Annotated in this window: 10 protein-coding genes and 2 pseudogenes; 4 read left to right on the forward strand and 8 right to left on the reverse strand. The window is 64.1% G+C overall.

Annotated features, from left to right (window positions below; translation table 11 throughout):
• Positions 1–518 precede the first annotated feature (518 nt).
• Positions 519–779, forward strand: coding sequence for a hypothetical protein (locus tag FV234_RS23820; protein ID WP_147832070.1), 261 nt, complete (start codon positions 519–521; stop codon positions 777–779).
• Positions 776–955 carry a hypothetical protein gene (locus FV234_RS23825; protein WP_147832072.1) on the forward strand — a complete coding sequence of 60 codons (180 nt, stop codon included), beginning with the start codon at positions 776–778 and terminating at the stop codon, positions 953–955. The genes FV234_RS23820 and FV234_RS23825 overlap by 4 nt, the downstream gene beginning before the upstream one ends.
• Before the next feature lie 73 nt (positions 956–1,028).
• Here the strand turns inward: FV234_RS23825 and FV234_RS23830 are convergent, their stop codons facing one another.
• Both FV234_RS23830 and FV234_RS23835 read right to left on the reverse strand, forming a co-directional pair.
• Positions 1,029–1,436 (reverse strand): MucR family transcriptional regulator, encoded by a 408-nt coding sequence (locus FV234_RS23830; RefSeq protein WP_147832074.1) that lies wholly within the window; start codon positions 1,434–1,436, stop codon positions 1,029–1,031.
• A gap of 599 nt (positions 1,437–2,035) precedes the next feature.
• Positions 2,036–2,937 (reverse strand): annotated as a pseudogene (locus FV234_RS23835) (SDR family oxidoreductase).
• A gap of 99 nt (positions 2,938–3,036) precedes the next feature.
• On the opposite strand from FV234_RS23835, the gene FV234_RS23840 reads away from it, so the two are divergent.
• Positions 3,037–3,861: a helix-turn-helix transcriptional regulator gene (locus FV234_RS23840; protein ID WP_147832076.1), complete on the forward strand. Its 825-nt coding sequence runs from the start codon at positions 3,037–3,039 to the stop codon at positions 3,859–3,861.
• A 206-nt stretch (positions 3,862–4,067) separates the two neighbouring features.
• On the opposite strand, the gene FV234_RS23845 is transcribed toward FV234_RS23840, so the two are convergent.
• From FV234_RS23845 to FV234_RS23860, 4 genes are all read right to left on the reverse strand, one after another.
• A complete protein-coding gene (locus FV234_RS23845; protein WP_147832078.1) occupies positions 4,068–4,967 on the reverse strand; it encodes an alpha/beta hydrolase in 900 nt (299 codons plus the stop codon).
• Between the two features lie 16 nt (positions 4,968–4,983).
• Positions 4,984–5,592: a 3-isopropylmalate dehydratase small subunit gene (gene leuD / locus FV234_RS23850; RefSeq protein WP_147832080.1), complete on the reverse strand. Its 609-nt coding sequence runs from the start codon at positions 5,590–5,592 to the stop codon at positions 4,984–4,986.
• A gap of 3 nt (positions 5,593–5,595) precedes the next feature.
• Positions 5,596–7,026 carry a 3-isopropylmalate dehydratase large subunit gene (gene leuC, locus FV234_RS23855; protein WP_147832082.1) on the reverse strand — a complete coding sequence of 477 codons (1,431 nt, stop codon included), beginning with the start codon at positions 7,024–7,026 and terminating at the stop codon, positions 5,596–5,598.
• Between the two features lie 66 nt (positions 7,027–7,092).
• Positions 7,093–8,448, reverse strand: coding sequence for a dicarboxylate/amino acid:cation symporter (locus tag FV234_RS23860; protein WP_147832084.1), 1,356 nt, complete (start codon positions 8,446–8,448; stop codon positions 7,093–7,095).
• A gap of 243 nt (positions 8,449–8,691) precedes the next feature.
• Here FV234_RS23860 and FV234_RS23865 point away from each other — a divergent pair, with 243 nt between their 5' ends.
• Positions 8,692–9,600 (forward strand): LysR family transcriptional regulator, encoded by a 909-nt coding sequence (locus tag FV234_RS23865; protein WP_147832086.1) that lies wholly within the window; start codon positions 8,692–8,694, stop codon positions 9,598–9,600.
• A 239-nt stretch (positions 9,601–9,839) separates the two neighbouring features.
• Here FV234_RS23865 and FV234_RS23870 read toward each other — a convergent pair whose 3' ends face one another.
• Together FV234_RS23870 and FV234_RS23875 are read right to left on the reverse strand one after the other, a co-directional pair.
• Positions 9,840–10,745: a LysR family transcriptional regulator gene (locus FV234_RS23870; RefSeq protein ID WP_147832088.1), complete on the reverse strand. Its 906-nt coding sequence runs from the start codon at positions 10,743–10,745 to the stop codon at positions 9,840–9,842.
• 249 nt (positions 10,746–10,994) lie between these two features.
• Positions 10,995–11,094: pseudogene (locus tag FV234_RS23875) on the reverse strand (IS5/IS1182 family transposase); the annotation flags it as partial.

An 11,094-nucleotide genomic window follows, 5' to 3' on the forward strand; every position in this document is an offset into this window, starting at 1 on the left:
CGCGCAGGGCCATGATCTCGTCGGTCATCGGGGGTCTCTCGGGTTCGGGGTTGGTCGTCGCAACCCGACCCTACCCGGCAACCGCCGATGACCACCCCTCAGCTACACCACCGCCTGGGACACGACCAATCCGGTGTCGCCGTACGAGCGCCTATGCAGATACGAGCTTTTAAGGCCCGTGGCCGCTGCGCACTGGCTGAGGAAGTCCTCGCGTGGCAATTCAAACTATGACCGAGCTGGATGCGAAGCGCTGCGAAGTGAAGGTTGACGGAGTTTGGCTCGCTGTCCGCCTCATCGAGGCGCAGGGGAAGTACGCAAAGGCTGAGAAACGCTGTCCGGTTTGCCACGGCCGCGTAGCCGTCGCCGGATCGTACACCTCAGTTGTGAAGCGTACGCTGATGCATCGCCGGGTCCACGATAGTTGCCCCCTCATCTCAAGGGCTTACCGTGGCACACCTTCGTTGCATCCAGAAGCGGTGGAGTAGCTTTAGGCTGATGGCGTCTTCGGAGCAGTAGCAATGAGCACCACGATCACCCGCGACTTGCTCAAGGCCAAAATCGTCACCAACGACGAGGTGAGCGCCGCCGTGGACGTGTTCATGACGGACCTGACGACGCGCCTTTTCCAGTTCAAGAGCGGTCACAGCTTGGATCTCGCCAACGCGGTGAGGGTAAATCAACCGGCAAAATCGGTCGTTGCCCATCGGGACAGGAACGAGAAATTTCGGCACGGAATGATGCGGACTGCGATCCTGATGGGGTGCATCGAGACACCATGAGCGACGATCCCTGTCGAGAAGCCGCCGACGTTCTTCGCGGGATGGGCTGGAAAGTGGAGCCTGCCAGCGATGAACTCGGCCTATGGCTGGTAGATGGGGAGCAACTCGGTGACGCCGAACTCATGGGAGTTGTCCGCCTCATAAAGCTGATGAACGGACCCGACATTATTCAGTAAATTCTATTGACACCACGCCGGCCAAGCGCAGACCAGCGCGGTCTCGGTGGGAACCGTCTAGCAGGTCTTTGGATCACTCTGCCGCTTGCTGAAAGCGCAGGCGCTGGTTCTGCCCGATGGTGCGCGAGATTAGGGAGCGGCGCGCGCTGTAGCTGGGCGAGACAAAGGGATAGTCGACCGGGAGGCCCCACTTGGCACGGTAGGCCTCGGGCGACAGGCCGCGCTGGGTGAGATGCCTGCGCAGCGCCTTGTAGGGCTTGCCGTCCTCGAAGCTGATGATGGCGTCCGGCGAGATCGACTTACGGATCTCTGTATCGGTCGGCTTCGTTAGCACCGGCTTCGGCGGAGTGGTCAGCCCCGTGATCGAGCCGTGAACCGTGCGTATCAGGTCCGGCAGGCTCGTGGCCGGTACAGAGTTGCGAGCAACGTAGGCGGTAAGGATCTTGGCGGCGATCTCGATGGGGTCTGTCGTGGTCTGCACGGTTCATCTCCTTCCGAATGCTATCGGGTGCGTGCGTGTCCAAACGTGGTGTCGCCGGGAACTCGATGTTGGCGTCGTCGATCACCCTGAACGGTCTCGGCAGGTCGGCCTGCCGCCGTACGATTATGCGCCTACGATCTCGAAACACAACTTGTGAGCGAGTTGATTGATGGATGCGATCTACTTAAAATTGATTAACGGGCTCATCCCGGCTGCAATGGGATGCCGTGAGGATCGAGACGCTGCCATTTTACCTGTATAAGCGTGGGTTTAGGCACCTCTTGCGAACTTAGGCTGCGACCTTCAGACCTGCAATTAAGTTGTATGAACGGCCTCAGCCTGACGCCCCATCTCATCGGCTCGGGGGCCTACTGCTGCTTACGGCAGAGGTGTGGGTGAGGACGCCAAGGCTCAATCAGGCGTGGCGCATGACACTACCGAAACCAAGCAGCGGGCTTTCGGCGATTACCTGCCGTCCGCAAGAGCGAAGGCTTACGTCCGCTTTCCGGCAGCGACGATGTCGTCTCGTACGGCCAAGTTGGGTCGAAAATTGACCCGCCGCTTGTCCTTTTGACTGGCGGCAAGCAGACGAGATCGGCTCAGTTCGAGGGGCGCGAATAGTCCATCCGCTCAAGGTCGAAGATCAGTCCCTGTCCAGTCGGCTGCCAACCAAGTCGGTTCCGCGTCTGCGCGCTCGACGCCGGCATATCGAGGCCACGAACGCGGATAGCCATCCGAAGTGCTCCGCTGCCGCATCCAATGAAAGGGCAACCGCCGGCACTTTTAAACCACGACCGATGGCCTCCGCCATGTCGCGGGCGGCGACACCTTCCTCGGCGACGGCGTGGTACCGGGCACCCGCCTCGCCCTTGTCATACGCGAGAGCATAGAGGCGAGCGACATCGAGAACGGGAGCCGCAGGCCAGCGGTTGGCTCCGTCACCGACATAGGCCGAGACGCCCGTCCGGCGGGCAACGTCGACCAGATAGGTGATCAGCCCCTGTTTCACCGTATCGTGTACCTGCGGGAGGCGCACGACCGACACGTTGACGCCAGCGTCCAAGAGCGCGGCACCCGCCATTTCGGAAGCGATGCGGGGGTTCGGGTGCTCAACGTTGAAGACGTCCTCGGTCGCCAGCCCGCCCCCCGTGGGGCTGCCCATACCAGTGCCGGACGTGATGAGGAGCGGTCGATCCAATCCCTTCAGCTTGGAACCCAGGGTCTCGATGACGCACCTATCCTTCTCGCAGTTTGCGACGAAGTTCGAGAAGTCGTCGTGATCGAACGCGGTGTGGATCACCCCGTCCGCCTCGGCCGCGCCACTGCGCAGGCTGTCCAGGTCCATGAGGTCGCCGCGATGGGGTTCGACGCCGGCGTCAATCAGTTTCTGAACGCCCGCGGCCGACCGTGTCAGACCAAGGACTTGATGCCCGGACCGGAGCAGTTCCGGGATGATCGCCGAGCCGATGAAGCCGGTGGCCCCGGTGAGGAAGATGCGCATGAGGTGCGGTCCGATGTGGTCTGGACGTCCTCTATCGGCGCATCGGCGATCCCGTTAAAGTATTGACTTTATCCCGTTATAACCCTTAACAGGATCGCTATGCCTGCCAGTTCAGAAACCTCGCTGGGAGCATACCTGCGGGATCGACGGACTAAGCTCGATCCGGCCGCCTTTGGGTTCGCGGGTCGCAGGCGTACGCCTGGCCTGCGCCGGGAAGAGGTCGCCCAACGTTCGAACATCAGCGCCACTTGGTACACTTGGCTGGAGCAAGGCCGCGGGGGGGCGCCTTCCGCGGACGTGCTGAACCGCATCGCCGCCGGGCTGATGCTGACCGAGCCCGAGCGAGAGCACGTCTTCATGCTTGCCCTCGGGCGTCCCCCAGAGGTTCGCTACAGGCCCAAGGAGGGGATCACGCCGCGCCTTCAGCGGTTGCTCGACACGCTTGAGGTCAGCCCGGCAATCGTCAAGACGGCGACATGGGACGTGATCGCCTGGAACCGCCCCGCTGCCGTGGTTCTGACCGACTGGGATGCGCTCCCTCCCGGCGAGCGCAATATCCTTCGTCGCATCTTCGGCGACCCGCGCGTGCGGACGGTGCAGCATGACTGGGAAAGCGTCGCCCGCTTCGTGGTCGGTGCCTTCCGGGCGGATGCGGTCCGGGCTGGCGCTACGTCCGAGGTCGGCGAGCTGGTAGACGAACTCTGTCGCACTAGTCCCGAGTTCGCCGCCTTGTGGCGGGAGAACGACATCCATTCACACGGAGATGGGATCAAGCGGCTACGCCACCCAACCTTGGGATTGATCGACCTGGAGTATTCCGCCTTTGCGGTCGATGGCCGGCCCGACCTCGGAATGATCGTCTACAACCCTGTTACCCAGGAAGTTCGCAACCAGATCCGCACGCTCGTAGGGTCAGCTCCTTAAGGGATCGGGTTCGAACGCCCCATGGATGCGGATGGGCGTTGGATCCGGGTGGAAGGCAGTCTGGCTGCTTACAGGAAGTGATTCCAGGAAACGGGACGTTCGCTCGGATTGCGATGGTAGACGGCTCCCCACCGTGCTCGGTCACCTGATTACGGCCGCCGCCGATTCGAAAACGGCCTTTGTGGTCGAGCAAAACCTTCGAGAGCCTATCGCCCCTCATTGGCGAGAAAGCTCGCTAAAGCGGCGAGCACAAGATCCGGGCGCTCCTCCTGCAGGGTGTGCCCGCAATCGAGCGCGTGCCCCTGCACGTCGAGCGCCTTTTCGCGCCATGTCGCCAGAACGTCGTAGGTCTGGCCAACCGTGCCCTTGGCGCCCCAGAGCGCCAGGAGGGGGACCTCGATGCGCTTGTCCGCATCGGCCGCGTCGTGTTCGAGGTCGATGGTCGCGGCTGCACGGTAATCCTCGCAGATCGCATGGCGCGTTGCCGGATCGCGGTAGACGCGAAGATATTCGGCGAAGAGCTCAGGGCTGGGCGATCCCGACGTCTTCGACTGTCCGTCCACATGCGTGCGCAGGAAGAACTCCGGGTCTGCGGCGATCAAGCGTTCCGGCAACGGTGCAGGCTGGATCAGAAAGAACCACCAGAAATAGCGCGAGGCGAAGTCCTTGTCCGTGCGTGCGTACATCGTTGCGGTCGGCGCGATGTCGAATACCGCGAGCCGGGTCACAACCTCCGGATGGTCGAGGGCGAGGCGGTGAGCGACCCGGCCGCCGCGGTCGTGGCCGATGAGGGCGAAAGCCTCGTGTCCGAGGTGACGCATCACCGCGACCGCGTCCGCCGCCATGGCGCGCTTGGAATAGTTGACGTGGCGCTCCCCACCGTCGGGCTTGTCGGAATCACCATAGCCGCGCAGGTCCAGTGCCACGACGCGGAAGCGTTCGGCCAGGGTCGGCGCGACGGCTTGCCAAGTCGCATGCGTTTGCGGGTGGCCGTGCAGCAGCAGCACCGGCGGACCTGCGCCGCCGACCGAAGCGCGGATGCGGACTGCACCGGACTCGATGTCGTGTAGTTCGAAACCTGGAAGGAACGGGTCGGGTCCGAGCATGACGGCCTCCTGCTTCTCAAGCCAGCCAGGGACGCTCGGCGCGGTAGCGCGTCTCGAAGGCGCGAATGTCGGCCGCATGATCCAGGGTGCTACCGATCGCGTCGAGACCCCGCACCATCGCGTCCTTCCGCAGGGGCGCGATCTCGAACGGCACCACGTGTCCGTCGCCGGTCGAGACCATCTGCTTCGGCAAATCAACCGTGAGGATATTGTTCGCCGGATCGAGCGCCCGTTCGCTCAACGTGGCGAGGTCCGCCACGTCGAGCCTGATCAACAGGAGGCCGTTGTTGGCTGCGTTGTCGCCGAAGATCCCGGCGAAGGTGGTGCCGATCAGGGCGCGGATGCCGAGTTGCATGAGGCCCCACACGGCGTGCTCGCGGGAGGAGCCGCAGCCGAAGTTCGGGCCGACGACGAGGAACCGGGTATCGGCCCATTCCGGTCGGTTGAGGACGAAGTCGAGGCGAGACGCGCCGTCCTCGGCGAAGCGCAGGCCGTGGAGCGCTCCCTGGGCGAGCCCGTTGCGGTCGATGCCTTTCAGGAACTGCTTCGGCATGATCACGTCGGTGTCGACGTTCGCGGCCGGCAGCGCCGCGGCGGGTCCGGTGACGGTGGTGAACGGCTGCATCGGTCAGACCTCCTTCGCGAGACGGCGGACGTCGGTGAGGTGTCCCATGACCGCGGCGGCCGCGACCATGGCCGGGCTCATCAGATGGGTGCGTCCGCCCGCGCCCTGGCGGCCCTCGAAGTTGCGGTTGGTGCTGGACGCGCAACGTTCCCCCGGCGCCAGCACGTCGTCGTTCATGGCGAGGCACAGGGAGCAGCCGGACTGGCGCCATTCGAAGCCCGCCTCGGTGAAGACGCGGTCGAGGCCTTCGGCCTCGGCGGCACGGCGCACGCTGGACGAGCCCGGCACGACCATGCCGCGCACGCCCTCCGCGATCCGGCGGCCGCGCAAAATGTCGGCGGCCTCGCGCAGGTCCGACAGGCGGGCGTTGGTGCAGGACCCGATGAAGGCCCGCTGGATGGGCACGCTCTCCATGGCCATGCCGGGTGCGAGATCCATGTAGGCCAGCGCTCGGTTCATGTCGCCGCGACGCGCGGCGTCCGTTTCCAGGGTGGGGTCGGGGACCATGCCGCCGACCGGCACGGCCTGGTCCGGGCTCGTTCCCCAGGTCACCAACGGCTCGATCTTCGCCGCGTCCAGGCGGACCTCCCGGTCGAAGACCGCGCCGGGGTCGCTGCGCAGCGTCGACCAGTGCTTAACTGCAGCGTCCCAGAGCGCGCCCTGGGGCACCCGCGGCTTGTCGCAAAGATAGGCGAACACCTTCTCGTCGGGGGCGATGATCACCCCGCGGGCGCCCCCCTCCACGATCATGTTGCAGATCGTCATCCGGCCTTCGACCTCCAGGGCCGCGATGCCGTCGCCCGCGAACTCGACCGCGTAGCCGGTGGCGCCTGACGCCCCGATCTGACGGATGACGGCCATCACCACGTCCTTGGCCGTGACCCCGGCCGGCAGCACTCCCTCGACGGTCACCCGCATGGTTCGGACGCGGCGGTATTGCAGCGTCTGCGTCGCCAGGTAGTGCTCGATGTCGGACGTCCCGATGCCGAACCCGAGGGCGCCCAATGCGCCGTAGGTCGTGGTGTGGCTGTCGCCGGCGGCGATCACCATGCCGGGTAGGATGAAGCCGAGTTCGGGGGCGACGACATGCTCGATGCCCTGCAGCGGGTGCAGAACGTCGAGGAGCTCGATGCCGAAGTCGCGGCAGTTCTCGTCGAAGTAGGACACCTGACGCGCCCCGCCCGCGTCCGGCATCTCGGCGACGCGCCGGGGGGTGGTCGGATTGACGTGGTCAACGACGGCGAGGGAGGCCTTCGGGCTCCAGACCGGCCGGCCGGCCTCACGCAGGCCGCTGAACGCCTGCGGGCTGGTGTACTCGTTCAGCACCGTGCGATCGACGTAGAGCAGGATTTCCGAGCCGGCGCCGGAGCGGTCGTCAAGGCGGCGCACGGTGTGGGCGTCGATCAGCTTGTCGTAGAGGGTCATCGGTTGCATCGCGTGCGGGCCTCTCTCGAAGGGGAAGGAACGGCGCATGCGCCGCGCCTGGACGACGCGCTAGGCTCAGAGCGAGGCCGTGGCAGGCGCTGCGATGGAAGGACGACGGGGGACGGAGCCATCGACGCCGATCGCGTAGTCCTCGACGAGCCTGCCGGAGAGCACCTCCTGCATGCGACCGGTGTTGAGCTCGCCCTCCAGCTTAGCCATCACGATGGCGGCGACAGCATTGCCGATGATGTTCACGATGGCCCGGCCCTCGCTCATGAAGCGGTCGATCCCGAGGATCAGGGCCATCCCGGCCAGCGGGATCGCTGGGACCACCGAGAGGGTTCCGACGAGGGCGATGAAGCCGGCCCCGGTGACGCCGGAGGCGCCCTTCGAGGTCAGCAGCGACACGCCGAAGATCGCCATCTGTTGCGTCAGGCTCAGTTCGATGTTGGTGGCCTGCGCCACGAACAGGGCGGCGAGCGTCATGTAGATGCAGGTGCCGTCGGCGTTGAAGATGTAGCCGGTCGGGACCACCAGTCCGACCACCGACTTGGAGCAGCCGAGATGCTCCAGCTTCTCCATCAGCGAGGGAAGCGCCGCATCCGAGGAACTGGCGCCGAGGGTGATGAGCAACTCCTCCTTAAGGTAGCGGAGAAGCTTGAGCAGGCTGAAGCCGCCCCACTGCGAGACCAGTCCGAGAACGCCGAACACAAAGATCGCGCCGGTCAGGTAGAAGGTGCCGATCAGCCCGACGAGCTGGCCGAGCGAGCCTAGCCCGAACTTGCCGATGGTGTAGGCCATCGCCCCGAACGCACCGATCGGGGCAAACCGCATCAGCACGTTGATAACGCCGAAGATCCAGTGGGAGGCTGAGTCGACGAGGTCGCGCAGCGGCTTGCCGGACTCGCCCATCTTCGAGAGCACGTACCCGAACAGGACGGCGATCAAGACGATGGGAAGGATCTCACCCTTGGTCAGGGCGTCGAACACCGTGTTCGGGACGATGTTCATCAGGAAGTCGACGGTGCCGTGCTCCTTGGCTTGGCCGGCGTATTTGGCGACGGCGCCCGCATCGAGTTTGGTCACGTCGGCGTTCATGCCGGCCCCCGGCCGGACGACGTTGCCGACGATGACGCCGATGACGAGCGCGAGCGTGGACAGCACCTCGAAATAGAGCAAGGCCTTGCCGCCGAGGCGGCCCATTTTCTTCATGTCGCTCATACTGCTGATGCCGGCGACAACCGTGCAGAAGATCACGAGGCCGATGACCATCTTGATCATCTTGATGAAGACGTCGCCGAGCGGCTTCATGTCGACGCCGACGGACGGAGCGACATAACCAACCACGACACCAAGGATAATGCCGGCGACGACCTGGACGTAAAGGCTGGTATAGATCGGCTTTCGCTGGGCCTGGGCCGCGGTCTGCATGGCGTCTCTCCCTGGTCGGGGTTGGCGTCATGTTCCGCATCCGGCGGTCATGACTGATTGCATCCAGAGATCTGGCATCAAGGCCTAAAGAGCCAATGCCGATCCGGCATCAGTTCATACAGGCAGCGTTTCGCTGGCTGGCCCGGAACATTGACCGAGGCCTGGGTCGCTCTCATCGTTCCGTGAAACGAGGCTGCCGAGCTTCGGTCGGGACGGCTTTCTCTAGGGACGGGAACTCGCAGGATGGACGCGGCGTGGCTCGAAGACTTCCTGGCGCTCGTCGACCTCGGACATTTTTCCCGAGCTGCCGAACAGCGGAACATCACGCAGCCTGCGTTCAGCCGCCGGGTCAGGGCTCTGGAGGACTGGGTCGGCGCACCGCTGTTCGTTCGCGACGCACAGCCGGTCATGCTTACCGCGGCCGGGGAACGGTTCCGCCCGGTGGCGGAGGAGATCCTCCGACGTCTCTTCCAGGGTCGGGAAGCGGCCCGGGAGGCTGGGCTGATGGCAGCCTCCACCCTCCGCTTTGCCTCCACCCAGGTTCTCTCGCTGACATTCTTCCCGAGTTGGCTGAAGGCCATGGAGGCGAGTGAGCAGTTCCAGGCGACGGTTAACCTGACCGCCGCCCACATGGCCGCCTGCGAGCAGCTGATGCTGAGGGGCGAGGCGCAGTTCCTGCTGTGCCACCATCATCCCCAAACCTCCCACCTGCTGATGACCGACCAATTCCGGTCTATCCGTCTCGGGACCGACACTCTGCTCCCGGTGAGCGCGCCGAACCCAGAAGGAACGGGGCCGCTGTTCGAGTTGCCCGGAAGTCGGGCGGCGCCGCTGCCCCTCCTCAACCTCACCAACGATTCCGGGCTCGGACGCATCCTGGCGGGCACACATATCATCGCCGAGAGCGGAGCTTCGCTGAAGCCCGTCTTCGCGTCGCACCTGACCTCCGTCCTCGTCGCGATGGCTCGGAACGGTCGCGGTCTGACATGGGCGCCCCTGAGTATCGTTTCGGACGATCTTGAACGTGGGACACTCGTCAGAGCGTCCCGAGCCGCCGACGATATCTCGGTCGAGATCCGGCTTTACCGCCCGCGCGCCCGTCAGAGCCCAACCGCGGAACGCATGTGGGACTTGGTTTCGAGTGACGACTAAGGTGATTTGATATCAGACTAATTCCTCGAAGTGTAGCTACAGCTGTTAACCAGTGTCGATCTTTTGCTGGGTTCAGATTTTTGGCCTGTTTTCGGCCCACTACGGCTTTCATCCACGCAACCGGGTCGGATCAACACTCGCTAGTCTGCTCTACGACCAGGTCGGGTGAAATTCGGTCCGTCTCCTGCTAGGTTATGTTCGGGGTCAGCGGACGTGTGGGGACGATGGGCTCGCCACGGTCAGCGGCGAATGCGTGCCACCGTTTGCCAGAGTTGCTCTGCAGCGCGATTGATGCAGTCCGGCGATTGGAAAAGCCTGATCTCGATGGGAATGTCGAAGTGTTCAGGGCCGGCTCGGACGAGGCGGCCACGCGACAGGTCGTCCTCCGCCAACGTTCTTGGAAGCCAGGCAACGCCTTGCCCATCCCGCGCCGTGGACATGAGGGTAGCGGCTAGGTGGGATGTGAAGACCGTCTCCAGGTGCACCGTCTCGCTTCGCCCGGTTCGGTGAATGGTCAAGATGCGACCGAGGCCAGAGGCTTGACTGTAGGCGAGATGCCTCGATGGCCGTCCGGATGATCCGGGCAACGGCCATGAAGGACTGCCCCCAGGGCTCGGAGCACAAAACGGGACGAGGACGTCGTCTCCGACCTTCACGCTCTGGAATCGACCCGGCTCGAAACGCGACGGGGCATCTGCATGATGATGGCAGAGCAGGAAGTGAACCTCGCCGCCGAGCATGATCTGCTCGCACGCCTCCATGCTGTCCGAGACCAGGCTCAGTGTACCAAGCGTCTCGAAGCGCATGAGGCGTCGGATCCAACCCGGGAAAAAGGTGAAGGACAGCGCGTGCGTGGCGGCGATGGATAACGTTGCCGTCTCACGTTCCCCGACCGCCTTCGTTTCGCGACGTGCACGCTGCAGGTCGCCCATCAAGCCCTCAGCAAGCGGCTGGAGATAGGCGCCGGCGGGGGTCGGCGTGGCCCCCTGCGCGCCCCGCACGAAGAGCGCGACGCCAATCCAGTCCTCAAGCGCCCGGATGCGCCGGCTGAAGGCGGGCTGCGTCACGTTCCGCACGTCGGCGGCACGCGAAAAGCTCCTCAGCTCCGCGAGCGCTAAAAAGTCCTTGAGCCAGTCGAGGTCCATGCCGATGCCGCTTGCGCATAACGCAAACCGATCATGGCATTGGCCAAATCACGATGTCCAGGCGTAATCGTCCGTGAAGCTTCGAGCTAAGGAGCGGCCTGGGCTCAAGCACAGGATCTCTATCTTTGGAGGGACGCCGCAATGAAAGTTTGGCTCGGCAGGCTATACGTTCAAGTTTTCATGGGAATTGTGCTGGGAGCCCTAATCGGATATTTCCTGCCCGATTTCGGCCTGAGAGTCTGTCCGGCATCATAATGTTTTCTGACAGAGCTTTCGGGTCATGAGGCGGATGGAGGCCAAGAGGACGAACGCTCGCCCTTTCCGGCTTTTGCATTCCCAATCCTTCGCG

The sequence above is a fragment of the Methylobacterium sp. WL8 genome, assembly GCF_008040045.1.
GTDB classification, from domain to species: domain Bacteria; phylum Pseudomonadota; class Alphaproteobacteria; order Rhizobiales; family Beijerinckiaceae; genus Methylobacterium; species Methylobacterium cerastii.

Coding starts and splice junctions, on each gene's coding strand:
- FV234_RS23820 (WP_147832070.1), top strand. CDS start 519: ATGAGCACCACGATCACCCGCGACTTGCTCAAGGCCAAAATCGTCACC.
- FV234_RS23825 (WP_147832072.1), top strand. CDS start 776: ATGAGCGACGATCCCTGTCGAGAAGCCGCCGACGTTCTTCGCGGGATG.
- FV234_RS23840 (WP_147832076.1), top strand. CDS start 3,037: ATGCCTGCCAGTTCAGAAACCTCGCTGGGAGCATACCTGCGGGATCGA.
- FV234_RS23845 (WP_147832078.1), bottom strand. CDS start 4,967: ATGCTCGGACCCGACCCGTTCCTTCCAGGTTTCGAACTACACGACATC.
- leuD (WP_147832080.1), bottom strand. CDS start 5,592: ATGCAGCCGTTCACCACCGTCACCGGACCCGCCGCGGCGCTGCCGGCC.
- leuC (WP_147832082.1), bottom strand. CDS start 7,026: ATGCAACCGATGACCCTCTACGACAAGCTGATCGACGCCCACACCGTG.
- FV234_RS23860 (WP_147832084.1), bottom strand. CDS start 8,448: ATGCAGACCGCGGCCCAGGCCCAGCGAAAGCCGATCTATACCAGCCTT.
- FV234_RS23865 (WP_147832086.1), top strand. CDS start 8,692: ATGGACGCGGCGTGGCTCGAAGACTTCCTGGCGCTCGTCGACCTCGGA.
- FV234_RS23870 (WP_147832088.1), bottom strand. CDS start 10,745: ATGGACCTCGACTGGCTCAAGGACTTTTTAGCGCTCGCGGAGCTGAGG.